13 protein-coding genes are annotated in these 15,167 nt (G+C 66.9%); 4 read left to right on the top strand and 9 right to left on the bottom strand.

The window, feature by feature from the left end; all coding sequences use genetic code 11:
* The first annotated feature begins 51 nt into the window (after positions 1-51).
* Entirely contained in the window at positions 52-822 is a 771-nt protein-coding gene (locus PTT45_RS20705) for a substrate-binding periplasmic protein (protein WP_273815876.1), read from the top strand.
* A 7-nt stretch (positions 823-829) separates the two neighbouring features.
* Here the strand turns inward: PTT45_RS20705 and PTT45_RS20710 are convergent, their stop codons facing one another.
* Complete coding sequence (locus PTT45_RS20710; RefSeq protein WP_273815877.1) at positions 830-1,288, bottom strand: GNAT family N-acetyltransferase; 459 nt, start codon at positions 1,286-1,288, stop codon at positions 830-832.
* 175 nt (positions 1,289-1,463) lie between these two features.
* Between PTT45_RS20710 and PTT45_RS20715 the strand changes: the two genes are divergently transcribed.
* Together PTT45_RS20715 and PTT45_RS20720 are read left to right on the top strand one after the other, a co-directional pair.
* A complete protein-coding gene (locus PTT45_RS20715) occupies positions 1,464-2,279 on the top strand; it encodes an HDOD domain-containing protein (protein WP_273815878.1) in 816 nt (271 codons plus the stop codon).
* On the top strand, positions 2,254-3,150 hold the full coding sequence (locus PTT45_RS20720) for a hypothetical protein (protein WP_273815879.1): 897 nt from the start codon (positions 2,254-2,256) through the stop codon (positions 3,148-3,150). Before PTT45_RS20715 ends, PTT45_RS20720 begins: the two co-directional genes overlap by 26 nt.
* Before the next feature lie 6 nt (positions 3,151-3,156).
* On the opposite strand, the gene PTT45_RS20725 is transcribed toward PTT45_RS20720, so the two are convergent.
* Positions 3,157-4,932, bottom strand: a complete 1,776-nt coding sequence (locus tag PTT45_RS20725) for a diguanylate cyclase domain-containing protein (protein ID WP_273815881.1) — start codon at positions 4,930-4,932, stop codon at positions 3,157-3,159.
* 173 nt (positions 4,933-5,105) lie between these two features.
* On the opposite strand from PTT45_RS20725, the gene PTT45_RS20730 reads away from it, so the two are divergent.
* Complete coding sequence (locus PTT45_RS20730) at positions 5,106-5,972, top strand: type 1 glutamine amidotransferase domain-containing protein (RefSeq protein ID WP_273815882.1); 867 nt, start codon at positions 5,106-5,108, stop codon at positions 5,970-5,972.
* 6 nt (positions 5,973-5,978) lie between these two features.
* Here the strand turns inward: PTT45_RS20730 and PTT45_RS20735 are convergent, their stop codons facing one another.
* From PTT45_RS20735 to glnA, 7 genes are all read right to left on the bottom strand, one after another.
* Positions 5,979-7,163, bottom strand: coding sequence for an NAD(P)/FAD-dependent oxidoreductase (locus PTT45_RS20735; RefSeq protein ID WP_273815883.1), 1,185 nt, complete (start codon positions 7,161-7,163; stop codon positions 5,979-5,981).
* Between the two features lie 69 nt (positions 7,164-7,232).
* Positions 7,233-9,422 carry a YccS family putative transporter gene (yccS, locus tag PTT45_RS20740; RefSeq protein ID WP_273815884.1) on the bottom strand — a complete coding sequence of 730 codons (2,190 nt, stop codon included), beginning with the start codon at positions 9,420-9,422 and terminating at the stop codon, positions 7,233-7,235.
* A 163-nt stretch (positions 9,423-9,585) separates the two neighbouring features.
* On the bottom strand, positions 9,586-11,019 hold the full coding sequence (ntrC, locus tag PTT45_RS20745; protein ID WP_273815885.1) for a nitrogen regulation protein NR(I): 1,434 nt from the start codon (positions 11,017-11,019) through the stop codon (positions 9,586-9,588).
* Positions 11,016-12,098 (bottom strand): nitrogen regulation protein NR(II), encoded by a 1,083-nt coding sequence (glnL, locus tag PTT45_RS20750; RefSeq protein ID WP_273815886.1) that lies wholly within the window; start codon positions 12,096-12,098, stop codon positions 11,016-11,018. Before glnL ends, ntrC begins: the two co-directional genes overlap by 4 nt.
* 189 nt (positions 12,099-12,287) lie before the next feature.
* Positions 12,288-12,914: a DUF4124 domain-containing protein gene (locus tag PTT45_RS20755; protein WP_273815887.1), complete on the bottom strand. Its 627-nt coding sequence runs from the start codon at positions 12,912-12,914 to the stop codon at positions 12,288-12,290.
* Between the two features lie 10 nt (positions 12,915-12,924).
* Positions 12,925-13,470 (bottom strand): DUF4124 domain-containing protein, encoded by a 546-nt coding sequence (locus PTT45_RS20760; protein WP_273815889.1) that lies wholly within the window; start codon positions 13,468-13,470, stop codon positions 12,925-12,927.
* A gap of 180 nt (positions 13,471-13,650) precedes the next feature.
* A complete protein-coding gene (gene glnA / locus PTT45_RS20765; protein ID WP_273815890.1) occupies positions 13,651-15,057 on the bottom strand; it encodes a glutamate--ammonia ligase in 1,407 nt (468 codons plus the stop codon).
* Between the last annotated feature and the right edge of the window lie 110 nt (positions 15,058-15,167).

The following is a 15,167-nucleotide window of genomic DNA, read 5'->3' on the forward strand; positions in this document are numbered from 1 at the left end:
GCGCCGGTCGCGAGTCCTACACTCTGATCGACCACGACCCGGTGAACTGCAATGCGTATTACCCGCTGGCTGGGATGCCTGTTCGCCCTGTGCCTCGCCGCCACCTCGCGCGCCGAGTCGCTGCAGCTGTATACCGAGGAATATCCGCCGCTGAACTTCGCCCGTGACGGCCGCCCGGTGGGGCTGGCGGTGGATCTGGTGCGCGAGCTGTTCGAGCGCACCGGCGATCACGGCGTGATCAGCGTGGTGCCCTGGGCGCGCGGCTACCAGGCGGCGCAGGACGAGCCGAACACGGCGCTGTTCGTCACCATGCGCACTCCCGAGCGCGAGCAGCGTTTCAAGTGGGTCGGCCCGCTGGCGATGGCCATCACCAGCTTCTATGCCCTCAAGGGCTCGGGCATCCGCATCGGTTCGCTGGAAGAGGCGGCGCAGGTCGGCACCATCGCCGTGCCGCGCCAGTGGTACAGCTACCAGGCGCTGCAGGGGCAGGGCCTGCCGAACCTGTACGGGGTGATCGGCCCGCAGCAGATGATGAGCATGCTGCGCCACGGCCGGGTGCCGGTGGTGGTGGCCGACAACCTGACCCTGGAGAGCCTGCTGGCCCTCGGCGGCCTGCGCCCGGGCAGCGTCGAGCCGCTGTATGGCTTCCTGCACAGCGAGGCCTACATCGCCTTCTCGCCGAGCACTGCCGACGCGGTGGTGCAGAACTGGCAGGAGGCGCTGGACTCGATGAAGCGCGACGGCAGCTTCGCCCTGATCTACCGGCGCTGGCTGGTGGAGCAGGAAATTCCCGCCGGCCTGCTCGACAGCGCCGCGCCCTGAACCGCGCCTACTGGCCGCTGCGGCGCATGCCGATGTGCGGGATGTCGTCTTCCAGGTACTCGTCGGTCACCGCGGCGAAGCCATAGCGCGCGTAGTAGCGCTGCAGGTGCGCCTGGGCGGAGAGGTAGACCGGCAGCCCCGGCCAGCGCTCGGCGCAGGCCTGCAGGGCGCGTTCCATCAACTCGTGGCCGAGGCCGCTGCCGCGCGCCTCGCTGGCGATCACCACGCGGCCGATCACCACCTCACCCTCGTGACGTTGCGGGTCGAGCAGGCGCAGGTAGGCCACCAGTTGGTCGCCGTGCCAGGCCAGCAGGTGGCAGGTATCGCCGAGCAGGTCCTGGCCATCCACCTCCTGGTAGGGGCAGTTCTGTTCCACCACGAACACGCGGGTGCGCAGCGCGAGCAGGGCATACAGCTCGTGCTTGTCCAGGTCGGAGTGGTGTTTGCAGTACCAGGTGAGGGTCATGGTGCGGGCCTTGCGCGTGAACGAGGTGCCGATCCTGCCACAGCCGGCGCGGGCAGTCGCGGCCGCCGGGGTGTTTCGCTGTCCACTGGCCAGGGGCCACCTACACTCGATGCTGGGGGCATGGAGGTGTGCTTTGGTTGGTGAGACTACGGAATATTCGATCTACCGGCGGGTCGTGTCGCAGCTGATGCAGGGACAGGAGCAGTTGCCCAGCCTGCCGGCGCTGACCCTGGACATCCGCCGGGCGCTGAGTGACGGGCGGATCACCACTACGGCGCTGGCGAAGCTGATCAGTCGTGCCCCGGCGCTGGCTGCGCTGCTGATGAAGCATGCCTCCGGGGCGCTGTACCGGCACCCGGTGGCGCCGCGCACGCTGCAGGACGTGATCGGCCTGCTCGGCATGCGTGAGGTGGACCGCATCACCATGGTGCACAGCATCAAGAGCCTGTTCACCCTGCACAGCCCGGCGCACAAGCGCCTGTTCCTCGAGGTGTGGGGGCGGCTGACGCTCAAGGCCAGCACCTGCGCCATGCTCGCCCGCCTGCTCGGCCACGTGACGCCGGAGCACGCGCTGCTGGCCAGCCTGCTCAGCGAGGTGGGTACCCTGGCGGTGCTCTCGGCCTTCCGCGACGAGGCGGACATTCCCTCCGGCGAGCTCTACTACAAGCTGTGCCGCGAATACAGCAAGTCGCTCGGGGTGATCGTGCTGAAGAAGTGGGCGGTGAACGACGAGTACATCTCGGTGATTCGCGCCGCCGGCAACTGGGCCAGCACCGAGGGCCACGAGCTGGGGCTTATCGACCTGGTCAACCTGGCCCTGTTCCATGCCATCAAGGAGCGCAACGTCGATGCCGATCTGCCACTGCTGGTGGAGCTGGCGGCCTTCCACAAGCTGCTGCCGCCGCTGAATTTCATCGGCGACAACGGTGAACTGGAACTGGTGGTCAACCACCGGGCGGACATCCATGCGCTGGCCGAGACGCTGTACTAGCCGCTGCTGCCTGCTGCTCGCCTTCCTCAGCCTCGGCAGCATTGCCCAGGCCGAGGAACGCTGGCGGGTGGTCGTGGCGGAGCTGGTCGGGGTGGCCGTGGAGGGCGAGCGCAATCCGCTGCTGGAGATGCTGGCTGCGCTGGACCAGCAGCTGGAGGGCGTGACGCTGGAGGTGCGCCTGCAGCCCTTCGCCAGGACCATGCTGCTGGTCCAGCAGGGCCGTGCCGAGCTGCAGTTTCCCTACATCGAGTTGCCGCAGGCGCCGGAAGGGCTGCGCTATGGCGAGGAGTCGATCGGCACGGTGCGCTTCATGCTCTATTCGCGCCGCGACCAGCCGCTGGCCCGCCGGCAGGTGATGAGCGAGCGCTGGCGCCTGAGCGAGGCACGTCTGGCGCAGAGCGGCCTGGGTTTCGATACCCAGCAACTGGAACGCCTGCGCCCGCTGTTCGGCCAGCGCTGGCGGCGGGAGCAGCTGGCTGTGCAGCTCGGTGATCGTCCCGAGCTGTCGGCGCTGGCCTTTCCCTACCGGATCGAGACGGACCGGGCGCATGTCGATGCGCTGGGCATTCCGGTGCTGCCCAGCAACAGCGTGGCCAGCAGCCTGGAGAAACTGGTGCGCCGGCGCATCGACGGCTATGTGCTGGCGCCGCTCAACGTCGAGCCGGAGATCGACCGCCTGCGCCTGCGCGACGAGCTGCAGGGAGTGGGCTTCGCCGACTACCGCGCCGGCTGGCTGGTGGCGGACACGCCGCAGGGGGCGGCCATCGCCACGCGGGTCAGCGCCGGCTTGCGGGCGCTCAAGGCCAGTGGTGAATTCGAACGTCTGATGGGGCCGATGCTGCGTCAGATGCAGGGCCGGGACTGGCCCTGAGCCGGCTCAGGAAGCGGAGCCCTGATCGACGCGCACGCCGTTGCGACCCTCGGCCTTGGCCTGGTACATGGCCATGTCGGCCTGGCGCAGGAGCAGAGTGGGGCTGTCCTCGCCATGGCTGAGGGCGATGCCGATGCTGGCGCCGACGAGGACCTCGCCCTGGGGCGTGGCGATGGGCTGGCCGAGCTGCCTGAGGATGCGCTCGGCCATCTCGCGTGCGTCCTGCTCGCCGGCGAGTTCCTCGCAGACCACCACGAATTCGTCGCCGCCGAGGCGCGCCGGCAGGTCGCAGTCGCGCACGCTGCTCTGCAGGCGCTGGGCGACCTGCTCCAGCACCAGGTCGCCGAGGGCATGGCCGTGCTGGTCGTTGATCGGCTTGAAGCCGTCCAGGTCGATCAGCATCACCGCCAGCAGGTCGCCGCTGCGCTGAGCGCGGCGCAGGGCCATCTCCAGGTGTTGCTGCAGGGCGTTGCGGTTGGCGATGCCGGTCAGCGGGTCCTGCAGGGCCAGGGCCTGCAGGCGCTGGTTGGCGGCGGCCAGCTCCTCGGTACGCTCGGCCACGCGCTGTTCCAGGCGACGCTCCTGGGCTTGCAGGCTCTCCTCGCGCAGGCGCTTGTGGGCGTTGAAGCGGGCGGCGAGGGCGAAGGACAGCAGGATCATCTCCAGCATCGAGCCGATCTGCATGGCGTGCAGGGTGAAGAAGTTCGACGGGATCAGGGCGAAGTTGCGCAGGGCCAGCAGGGCGGCGCCGCACAGCAGCATGGTCCAGGCCAGGGCGAAGAAGCCGGCGCCGGGCACGCGGTAGCGCACGCTGACGAAGGCCACGCTGAGCAGCACGGCGCAGACGCTGACGCCGGAGATGGACATGGTCTTCAGCGCCAGCGGCACCGGTAGCAGCAGGGTGGCCAGGGCGCAGGTGAAGATCACCACGAACCAGCGCCCGAGGAACCGGTCCCAGCGCGGCAACCACTGGCGCGTGTCGAGGAAGCTGCGGGCGAACAGCAGGGCGATGGCGCCGGAGGCGCAGATGCCGAACGGCAGTGCGCGGTTGGTCCACCAGCCGGCGCCCGTCCACAGCAGCTGGGCCCCCATGCCGTTGAGGCCGAGCAGGCCGATGCAGAAGGTGGAGACGAACAGCACGTAGTAGATGAAGGGCCGTTCGCGCAGGGCGATGAACAGCAGCAGGTTGTAGCTGCCCAGCGCCAGCAGGGCGCCGAAGTAGATGGCCTGCACCACGTAGCCACGGATGCTGTGCTGCTCGTGCTCGGCCAGGCCGTAGATGCTGGCGCTGAGCGTCATGCTGCCGGCGGAGCTGGCGCGCAGATAGAGGGTGCGGCGCTCGCCGGGGGCCAGATGCAGGTCGAACACCGGGGTGCGGTTGCCCACGCTGCGCTGCTCGTACACCACCATGTCGCCACCCTGGCTGAGACGGATGCCGTCGCTGCCGACGTCGAGCAGCTGCACCAGGTCGAGCGAGGGATAGTCCACTTCCAGGCGCCAGCGCCCCGGGCGGTCCAGCGTCGATTGCACCTCGAGGCGCAGCCAGATGGCGCCGCTGACGTAGCCGAAGCCCAGGTCGCGGCGCGTGGAACTGCTGCTGAAACGCTCGGGATGGGCGATCAGCTCGTCCAGCTGCAGGTGGCCATCAGGGTCGGCCAGGTAGTCGGCAACGCCATACAGGGGCTGGGCCTCGGCGTTCTTCGTCAGCTGCAGGGGCGCCGCCCAGCCGGGCAGGGCCAGCAGGCAGAGCAGGAGCAGCAACGAAGACAGAGCGGGGCGCATCAGGAGTCCATGGCGGTGTGCCGAGGGCCAATACTGGCAGAGGGCCAGGGTCTGCGCCAAGCCGGATGTGATCACAACTGGCATTGGCGGCGTGGCGCGCTGGCGTTTGCGGCCTGCCGTGATCGATGTCGGGCTGCTATGGTCTGTGCCCATCGCCCCTCGAGAGCAACGCCATGCCCGCGCCCTGCATCCTGATTCCCCTGCCGCGTCGTGACTTCGATCCCAGCGAGGCCGCCCTGGCCTGGCGTCAGCTGCACCGCGCCGGCTACCGGGTGTGCTTCGCCACGCCGGATGGGCAGCCGGCCGAGCCGGACCCGCAGATGCTCAGCGGTGAGGGTTTGGACGCCTGGGGGCTGATTCCCGGCCTGCGTCGCCTGCGCCTGCTCGGCCTGCTGCTGCGCGCCAATGGCGAGGCACGGCAGGCCTGCGCCGAGATGCTGGCCGATCCCGACTACCGCAACCCGCTGCGCCATGAGCGCCTGCGCGAGGAGGACTTCGCCGGCCTGATGCTGCCCGGCGGGCACTGGGCCCGGGGCATGCGCGAGTACCTGGAGAGCGCGCCATTGCAGGCGCTGGTGGCTGCCTTCTTCGCGAGCGACAAGCCGGTGGCCGCGGTGTGCCACGGCGTGCTGCTGGCGGCGCGCAGCAAGAGCGCCGATGGACGCTCGGTGCTGCACGGGCGCAAGACCACCGGGCTGACCTGGAAGATGGAGAAGACCGCCTGGGACCTGACCCGTTTCTACGGCCGCTGGTGGCAGGGCGATTACTACCGCACCTACTCCGAGGCGCCGGGCGAACCGGCCGGGCACATGAGCGTGCAGGGCGAAGTGGGGCGGGTACTGGCCAGCCCGGATGACTTCCTCGACGTAGCCAAGGACGCGCCCGACTTCTGGCGCAAGACCAGCGGCCTGCACCGCGACACGCCGGACGACAGCCGTCCGGCCTGGGTGGTGCACGACGGCAACTATGTGTCCGGGCGCTGGCCCGGTGACATGCACGAACTGATGCGGCGCTTTATCGAGCTGCTGCCGGCGGCCTGAGCTGGTTCAGACGAACTGAGCGGCGGCGTGGGCCGAAGCCCAGGCCCACTGGAAGTTGAAGCCGCCCAGGTGGCCGCTGACGTCCAGCACTTCGCCGATGAAGTACAGGCCCGGCGACTTCTGCGACTCCATGGTCTTCGACGACACCTCGCGGGTGTCGATGCCGCCCAGGGTCACCTCGGCGGTGCGATAACCCTCGGTGCCGGCCGGTACCAGCGTCCACTCGGCCAGCTTGGCCGCCACCGCTTCCAGCTCCGCCGGGGTGTACTGCTTGAGCGGCTTGCTGACGAACCATTGCTCGGCCAGCAGGCCGGCCATCTTCTTGGTGAACAGCTCGGCCAGCAGGGTCTTCAGCTCGCTGTTCGGCCGTTCGCGCTGTTGCGCCGCCAGCCACTCGGGCAGGTCGATGTGCGGCAGCAGGTTGATGCTGATGGCGTCGCCCGGTTGCCAGTAGGAGGAGATCTGCAGGATCACGGGGCCACTCAGGCCGCGGTGGGTGAACAGGATGTTTTCCTTGAAGCTCGTGCCGTTGCAGCTGACCACGCAATCCTCCACCGAGGTGCCGGACAGTTCGGTGCACAGCGCCTTGAGCTGTGGCTCGGTGATGGTGAAAGGCACCAGGCCGGCGCGGGTCGGCAGCAGGCTGTGGCCGAACTGCTTGGCCACCTGATAGCCGAAACCGGTGGCGCCAAGGGTAGGGATGGATAGGCCACCAGTGGCGATCACCAGCGACTCGCAGGCGAACTTGCCGGCACTGGTGTGCAGGGCGTAGCCGTTCTCGGTCTTGGCGATGGTCTCGACCGAGGTATCCAAGCGCAGGTCGACGCCGTGTTCGTCGCATTCGCTCAGCAGCAGGCTGAGGATGTCGCTGGCCTTGCGGTCGCAGAACAGCTGGCCGAGCTTCTTCTCGTGGTAGGGCACGTCGTGCTTGACCACCAGTTCGACGAAGTCCCACTGGGTGTAGCGGGCCAGCGCCGACTTGCAGAAGTGCGGGTTGTGCGAGAGGAAATTGGCCGGCTCGCAGTACATGTTGGTGAAGTTGCAGCGGCCGCCACCGGACATGAGGATCTTCTTGCCCGGCTTGTTGGCGTGGTCCAGCAGCAGGACCTGGCGCCCGCGTGCGGCGGCTTGCGCCGCGCACATCAGGCCGGCGGCGCCGGCGCCGATGATGATGACCGGGAAGAAGGACACGGCTGAACCTCGATGAGTCGCAAAGCCGCGCATTCTAGCGGAAAGCGCGGGCCGCCTTGGCGGCGCTCGTCAGGCCGCCTCGGCCTCGCGCTGTTCCGGGCGCTTCTGCAGGTGCGCCGTCAGCGTGCGCAGCGGCGCCAGCTGGCGGCAGATCAGGCCGAGCTGCACCTGCACCAGGCGGTGGCCCTCGTCCATCTCGTCGGGCAGCTGCTCCAACTCCTCGGCCAGGGCCTGGTCGGCCTCGTCGTACACCGCGACCGGCTGGCCACTCTGCAAGCCGCTGGCGATGGCGTCGAGGCTCTGGGTGATGTGGGCCACGGCGCGGTCGTGCAGGTCATCGCTGGCGTCGGCGGCGAGGCTGGCGCGGTGCGCGCCGAGGGCCGACAGGTAGCTGAGCAGGGTGTGCGACAGGACCAGGAAGCGGAAGCCGGTCTCGGCGTCCTTCCGGAAGTGGCCGGGCTCCAGCAGCATGTTGGACAGGGTGGTGGACAGCGCCGCGTCGGCGTTGTGCGCGTTGCGCCGGGCCAGGCGGTAGCTCAAGTCGTCGCGGGCGCCGGACTCGTACTGCTGCATGATCTGCAGCAGGTAGCGGCTGTTGCTGCTCAGGGTGCTGGCCAGCACCTGGTTGAGCTTGCGCCCCTGCCAGTCGGGCAGGATGAAGAACACCGCCAGGCCGGCGATCACCGTACCCAGCACCGTATCCACCAGGCGCGGCCAGAGCAGGGTGTAGGCGTCGCTGATCTGGTTGAAGCAGAGCACCACCACCAGGGTCATGGCCGTGGTGGCCAGGGTGTAGCGGTCGACCCGGTTGGTGAAGAACAGCACCCCGGCGGCCACGGCGAACAGCGACTGCAGCAGCGGATCGGGGAACAGGCGGATCAGCGCCCAGCCCAGGACCAGGCCGAGCATGGTGCCGCTGACCCGCTGCACCAGGCGCATGCGCGTGGCGCCGTAGCTGGGGCGGCAGACGAACAGGGTGGTGAGCAGTATCCAATAGCCCTGCTGCGGGTGAATCCAGTGCAGCAGGCCGTAGCCGGCGAGCAGCGCGGCGGACAGGCGCAGGGCGTGGCGGAACACCAGGCTGGTGGGGGTGACGTGCTGGCGCAGGCGCTCGAAGGCGTCCTTCAGGCTCTGCGGCGAGCGGTCGAGCAGGGCACTGTCCTGTTCGTCGGCCAGGGCGTCCGGGTTGCTGGCGCTGGACAGCTTGCGCTCGAGGGTGGCCAGGTTGCTGGCCAGGGCGCCGAGCGAGCGCAGCAGGCGGCGCCAGGCCGGGTTCTGCTGCTCGCGCAGGTAGGTCATGGAGGCGTCGAGGTCGGCCATGGCCTGGCTGTTGTCGTTGTAGTCGAACGGCTGGCGCAGGCGGATGGCGCGGCCCAGCGCCTGGCAGGCCTTGCCCTGCTGGCTGAGCAGGCGGCCGCAGCGGAACATCACGTCGCTGTGGAAGAAGGCTTCGGCCAGGGCGTTGTACGGGTAGTGCGAGGAGCTGGCGCGCTCGTGGATGTCCTGGGCGATGAAGTACAGCTTGAGGTAGCGGTTGGTCTTCTGCCCGCTGCGCTTGCGGCTCATGCGGTTGAGGATGATCTCCTTGGCCAGGTTCAGCGCGGTCACCACCCGGCCGTTCTGCCGCGCCAGCTCCAGGCGCCGCGCCTCGACGTCGAGCTGCTTGATCGGCTCGAACAGCGAGGCTTTCAGGCGCAGGTAGGCACCGAGCTCGTCGAACACCCGCGACAGCGCCTGCTGCACCGGTTGCTGGCTGAACAGCATGCTCCAGACGATGCCGAGCAGGCCGTACCAGGCCGCGCCGCCGATCAGCAGTAGCGGCTCCTGCCAGAAGGTGCCACCGAGGCCGCCGCGATGTTCCAGGCCGATGGCGGTGTAGATGGCCAGGATCAGCGTGGCCTGGGCCACCGTGGCATAGCGCTCGCCGATGCCGCCGAGCAGGGTCATGGCGAAGCTGGCCACGGCCAGGCCGACGCCGAACAGCAGCGGATAGGGGAACAGCAGCTGCACCGAGACCGCGGTGACGCCGAAGCAGGTCAGGGTCACCAGCAGGGCCTGGGTGCGGCCGCGCCAGTGGTCGTCGCTCTCGGCCAGGGCGCTGGCGATGCAGCCGAGGAACAGCGGGATGACGAAGGCGATGCGGTCCAGGTACCAGCACAGGGCCATGGCCCCGGCCAGGGCGATGAACACCCGCACGCCGTAGGTGAATTTGTCGCGCGCCCAGAGCTGGCGCAGGGTGTGGTTCAGCGATGAAGGCATGGGCGAACGGCTACCCGCCGAAAAATGAATGGATTGCCGGAGAAGACGGCAGAAGGCGCCTGCGAGGCACCATTTTTATCGACCTTTAGTGTGAGGATAGCGTGCACGCGGCGGCAACGAAAAACGGGCCCGCGGGCCCGTTTGTTGTGCAGCTGACGCCGGCTCAGTCCTCGCCGTCGTCGTCATCGCCGCCGTCGACCTTCATGCCCAGCTCCTTGATCTTGCGAGTCAGGGTGTTGCGGCCCCAGCCCAGCAGCACGGCGGCATCGCGGCGGCGGCCGGCGGTGTGCTTGAGTGCGGTCTCGATCATGATCCGTTCGAAGGCCGGCACGGCGCTGTCCAGCAGGCTGGACTGGCCGCGCGCCAGGGCCTGGTCGGCCCACTGGCGCAGGCCCTGCTCCCAGTTGGTCGCCGGGGCGTTTTCCTGGGGCTGGGTCAGCAGCTCCGGCGGCAGGTCGTCGATGTGCACCTCGCGACCGGAGGCCATCACGGTGATCCAGCGGCAGGTGTTCTCCAGCTGGCGCACGTTGCCCGGCCAGGGCAGGTGCTTGAGGTAGTCCTCGGTTTCGCTCTTCAGCAGCTTGGGCTCGACGGCCAGCTCCTGGGCGGCACGGCCGAGGAAGTGGCGGGCCAGGGTCGGGATGTCCTCGCGGCGATCGGACATGCGCGGGATGTGAATGCGGATGACGTTGAGGCGGTGGAACAGGTCTTCGCGGAACTTGCCGGCCTGCACCAGGGATTCGAGGTTCTGGTGGGTGGCGGCGATGATGCGCACGTCCACCTTCACCGGGGTGTGGCCGCCGACGCGGTAGAACTCGCCATCGGCGAGCACGCGCAGCAGACGGGTCTGGGTGTCGGCGGGCATGTCGCCGATTTCGTCGAGGAACAGGGTGCCGCCGTCGGCCTGCTCGAAGCGCCCACGGCGCTGGTTGGCCGCGCCGGTGAAGGCGCCTTTCTCGTGGCCGAACAGCTCGGACTCCATCAGGTCCTTGGGGATCGCCGCCATGTTCAGCGCGATGAACGGCGAGGCCGCACGCGGGCTGTGGCGGTGCAGGGCGTGGGCGACCAGCTCCTTGCCGGTACCGGACTCGCCGTTGATCAGCACGGTGATGTTGGAGTGGGACAGACGACCGATGGCGCGGAACACCTCCTGCATCGCCGGCGCCTCGCCGATGATCTCCGGGGTGCGCGACAGCGCGGCCGGCGCCTCCAGGCCCTGTTGCTCCTGGGCGTGCTGGAAGGCGCGCTTGACCAGCGATACCGCCTCGTCAACGTCGAACGGCTTGGGCAGGTATTCGAAGGCGCCGCCCTGGTAAGAGGCCACCGCGCTGTCCAGGTCGGAATGCGCGGTCATGATGATCACCGGCAGGCGCGGGTACATGTCGCGGATGCGTGCCAGCAGGTCGAGGCCGCTGGCGCCGGGCATGCGGATGTCGGAGATGATCACGTCCGGTTGCTGGCGGGTCAGGCGGGTCAGCACGCCATCGGCGCTGTCGAAACTCTGGGTGGTCATGCCCTCCTGCTGCAGGGCCTTTTCCAGAACCCAGCGGATGGAGCGGTCGTCATCGACGATCCAGACGGTTTCACTGCGGCTCATGGCTGTGTAGCTCCTTGGTCCAGGGGCAGGAAGATCGAGAACACGGTGTGGCCTGGATGGCTCTCGCATTCGATCAGGCCCTGATGCTGACTGATGATGTTCTGGGTGATGGCCAGGCCCAGGCCGGTGCCGTCCGGGCGACCGCTGACCATGGGGTAGAAGATGGTTTCCTGCAGTTCCGGCGGGATGCCCGGGCCGTTGTCGATGATCTCCATCTTCACCACCAGGCGATGCCGTGTATGGCCGATGGTGAACTGGCGCAGCGTGCGGGTACGCAGGCTGATGCGGCCCAGGCGCAGGTCGCTCTGGCTGGACAGCGCCTGCAGGGCGTTGCGCACGATGTTGAGCACGGCCTGGATCAGTTGCTCGCGGTCGATCAGCAGGTCGGGGATGCTCGGGTCGTAATCGCGCACCAGGGTGATGCTGCCCTGGGCCTCGGCCTCGATCAGGCTGCCGACGCGCTCCAGCACCTCGTGGATGTTGGTCATCGCCAGCGACGGCAACTTGTTCGAGCCGAGCATGCGGTCGACCAGGTTACGCAGGCGGTCGGCCTCTTCGATGATCACGTTGGTGTAGTCGCGCAGACCCTCTTCCGGCAGCTCGCGGGCCAGCAACTGGGCCGCGCCGCGGATGCCGCCGAGCGGGTTCTTGATCTCGTGGGCCAGGCCGCGAACCAGCAGCTTGGTGGTTTCCTGCTTGGACAGCTGCGCTTCTTCCTTGGTGATGCGCAGCAGGCGGTCACGCGGGTGCACTTCGAGCAGCAGCAGGGTCTGTCCACGGCTGAGGATCGGCGTCACCGCGTAGTCGACGGTGATGGTCTGGCCGGCCAGCGAGGTGAGCATGGCTTCACGCTTGGTGAAGGGATGCGCGTGCTCGACCGCCAGGCGCAACGAGCTGAGCGCCTCGGGCGACTCGGTGAACAGTTCACTGATGAACTGCCCGTGGCTACGTTGCCCGCTCACTGCCAGCAGCATCTCGGCGGCTGGATTCATGTACTCCAGGCAGAGCGCATCATTGAGCAGGATGGTCGCGGTGGTGAGGTTATCCAGCAGTAGGCGGTGCAGGGCGTCGTTGATCATGGCAGGTAGATGTCCCAGCGATGGGCAGGAAAATGCAAGAAGCAAACCAAAGCCCTGAAAAGACGCGTATCTCTGCCGGCGACCGCCTTTCTGGCTGCGTTTCAGCGCAGCCTGCGCGGTCGTCGATGAACCAAAACGGGGAGAGTATAGAAATCGGTGCGCCAATGCGCACCGATTTGGTGCGATCGATTAGTCGACGAAGGGAAGGATGCTGATGATGCCCTTGTCCGGCTCCTTCGGCTTGTCCTCGATCGGGCACTCCGGACGTACGCCCCAGTCCTTCTTCTTGCACGGATTGGCAGCGCGTTTCTCGTTGAGGGAGGTGCGCTTCATATGGAAAGGCTGGCTGGGGGTGCGTTCGACGATGCGCCCGGCGGCGTCGACTATCTCTACCGAGACCTGGTGAGTGCCACGGTCGATATTCTCGAGCGGGAAGACGGGGCTGCGCCCCGCTGTGCTGGCCGGCTTGCCATCAAGAATCAGGCGGAAGTTGTGGCCGGGATGGAGTGTGGGCTCGCTGGTGGCACTGATGATCAGGTTGCCGGCCATGTCCCTGATCACGGCATCTGGCTCGGGGACCAGAATCCGCAGCACCTGGTAGCTTGCTTCGGGGTCGATGGGCTGTGGTGGTGCAGGGGGAGCTGTGCGGGTGGCGCTCATGTCGTTGGCCGGCGCCAGCTCGATGCGTTCGGCGTGCCCCGAGGGAGGCTGGTCGGTGAAGACTCGATTGCCGTCTGCGTCTATGTAGGTGTACACGCCCGCCAGCGCTGGCAGGCAGAAAAGGCTAAGCAACAGGCCGAGTGGCAAGCGACGCATGGGAGTCCTATCAGGGGGTGGGTCGAGGCGTGGGTTTCACCCGGGCCGGGCTGTTGGTGCTTACTCGTTGCACGGTGAAGGTGATGCCAGCGCTTTGCTGGACCTGCTGGCCGCTGGCAACTACTTCAACGGCGAGGCTATGTTCGCCACGATCGATGTTGACCAGCTGGAGGCGCGGCACATTGGTCGGCTGACCGTAAGGCTGCCCGTCCAATAGCAGTCGCAGGCTATGGCCTGGTTGCAGGTCCGGGTCGATGTTGACCCCTACGGTGAAGGTGCCGTTGTTGGCGCGCAATGCCTCTTCGCTGGGAATGTCCGTCAGCTCGAGAAGGCTATAGGCGAACTGCTCCTGTCCCGAGTCTTGCGACTGCTGTGTCGCCTTTGGCTGCTGCGACTCCACAGTATTGGTGGGTGGCAGCTCGACCGATTCGGCGCTCTGGCCTTCCGGTGGCTGGTTGGTGAATACCGTGTTGCCGTTGGAGTCGGTGTACTTGTAGATCTGCGCGGCGGCCGGCAGGGCCAGGGTGCAGAGCAGGCAGGCGGTGAGCAGGCGCATCGGTAGGCTCCTGAGTGATCCTGCGGCAAGGTTTGCACTGGCTGGCGCGCCTGGCAAGTGCGAGGGTCTTTCAGCGTGTTGTGGCGCAAGGATTTTGCGCTGTACGTGGACAATCCCGGGACAAAAAAAGAGGCCTCCCGAAGGAGGCCTCTCAGATGAGCCGGAAAGCTCAGGTCTGGATCAGACGCTGTAGTACAGGTCGTATTCCAGCGGGTGTACGAAGGTACGTACTTTGATTTCTTCTTCGGATTTCAGCTCGATGTAGGCATCGATGAAGTCGTCGGAGAACACGCCGCCCTTGGTCAGGAACGCACGGCCCTTGTCCAGTTCTTCCAGGGCCTCTTTCAGGCTTCCGCAAACCTGCGGGATTTCCTTGGCCTCTTCCGGCGGCAGGTCATACAGGTTCTTGTCGGCGGCATCGCCAGGGTGGATCTTGTTCTGGATACCGTCCAGACCGGCCATCAGCAGAGCGGCGAAGGCCAGGTACGGGTTGGCAGCCGGGTCCGGGAAGCGCGCTTCGATGCGGCGGGCTTTCGGGCTGGAAACGTACGGGATACGGATCGAGGCGGAACGGTTGCGAGCCGAGTAGGCCAGCATTACCGGAGCTTCGAAGCCCGGGACCAGACGCTTGTAGGAGTTGGTCGACGGGTTGGTGAAGCCGTTCAGGGCCTTACCGTGCTTGATGATGCCGCCGATGAAGTACAGGGCGGTGTCGGACAGGCCGGCATAGCCTTCGCCAGCGAAGGTGTTCTTGCCTTCTTTGGCGATGGACAGGTGCACGTGCATGCCCGAGCCGTTGTCGCCGTACAGCGGCTTCGGCATGAAGGTGGCGGTCTTGCCGTAGGCATCGGCCACGTTGTGTACGCAGTACTTCAGGGTCTGAACTTCGTCAGCCTTGGCAACCAGGGTGTTGAACTTCACACCGATCTCGTTCTGGCCGGCAGTCGCCACTTCGTGGTGGTGAACTTCGATGACCAGGCCCATTTCTTCCATGGCGTTACACATGGCAGTACGGATTTCGTGGTCGTGGTCGCACGGCGGAACCGGGAAGTAACCACCTTTGACGGCCGGGCGGTGGCCCTTGTTGCCGGACTCGACGTCGGCGTCGGTCATCCAGGAGCCTTGCTCGGAGTAGATCTTGAACATGGAGCCGGAGATGTCGGACTTGAACTTCACTTCGTCGAAGATGAAGAACTCCGGCTCCGGGCCGACGAAGACGGTGTCACCGATACCGGTGGTCTTCAGGTAGGCCTCAGCGCGCTTGGCGATGGAGCGCGGGTCGCGGTCGTAGCCTTGCATGGTGCTCGGCTCGATGATGTCGCAGACCAGGATCAGGGTCGGCTCTTCGGTGAACGGGTCCAGTACGGCGGTCTCGTCGACCGGCAGCAGGATCATGTCGGAGGCTTCGATGCCTTTCCAGCCATGGATGGAGGAACCGTCGAACATCTTGCCGACTTCGAAGAATTCGTCGTCCAGGGCATCACGGGCCGGCATGGTCACGTGGTGCTGTTTGCCCTTGGTGTCGGTGAAGCGCAGGTCAACCCACTTCACGTCGTGTTCTTTAATCAGTTGAATCGACTTCGACATGCTGTCCTCCAGGTGGATGGGGCCGGCTTCGCCGGCCTCCAAAATAGGTGCTTGAGCCGGGCGCGATAGTCCGCCAGACCAGGCTGCCTCACAAGGGAGCAAATTGCATG

Origin of the sequence: Pseudomonas sp. Gutcm_11s, from assembly GCF_028649395.1 — a bacterium.
Taxonomy (GTDB): domain Bacteria; phylum Pseudomonadota; class Gammaproteobacteria; order Pseudomonadales; family Pseudomonadaceae; genus Aquipseudomonas.

Coding starts and splice junctions, on each gene's coding strand:
- PTT45_RS20760 (WP_273815889.1), bottom strand. CDS start 13,470: ATGCGCCTGCTCACCGCCTGCCTGCTCTGCACCCTGGCCCTGCCGGCC.
- PTT45_RS20710 (WP_273815877.1), bottom strand. CDS start 1,288: ATGACCCTCACCTGGTACTGCAAACACCACTCCGACCTGGACAAGCAC.
- PTT45_RS20730 (WP_273815882.1), top strand. CDS start 5,106: ATGCCCGCGCCCTGCATCCTGATTCCCCTGCCGCGTCGTGACTTCGAT.
- PTT45_RS20725 (WP_273815881.1), bottom strand. CDS start 4,932: ATGCGCCCCGCTCTGTCTTCGTTGCTGCTCCTGCTCTGCCTGCTGGCC.
- glnL (WP_273815886.1), bottom strand. CDS start 12,098: ATGATCAACGACGCCCTGCACCGCCTACTGCTGGATAACCTCACCACC.
- PTT45_RS20705 (WP_273815876.1), top strand. CDS start 52: ATGCGTATTACCCGCTGGCTGGGATGCCTGTTCGCCCTGTGCCTCGCC.
- ntrC (WP_273815885.1), bottom strand. CDS start 11,019: ATGAGCCGCAGTGAAACCGTCTGGATCGTCGATGACGACCGCTCCATC.
- glnA (WP_273815890.1), bottom strand. CDS start 15,057: ATGTCGAAGTCGATTCAACTGATTAAAGAACACGACGTGAAGTGGGTT.
- PTT45_RS20755 (WP_273815887.1), bottom strand. CDS start 12,914: ATGCGTCGCTTGCCACTCGGCCTGTTGCTTAGCCTTTTCTGCCTGCCA.
- PTT45_RS20720 (WP_273815879.1), top strand. CDS start 2,254: ATGCGCTGGCCGAGACGCTGTACTAGCCGCTGCTGCCTGCTGCTCGCC.
- yccS (WP_273815884.1), bottom strand. CDS start 9,422: ATGCCTTCATCGCTGAACCACACCCTGCGCCAGCTCTGGGCGCGCGAC.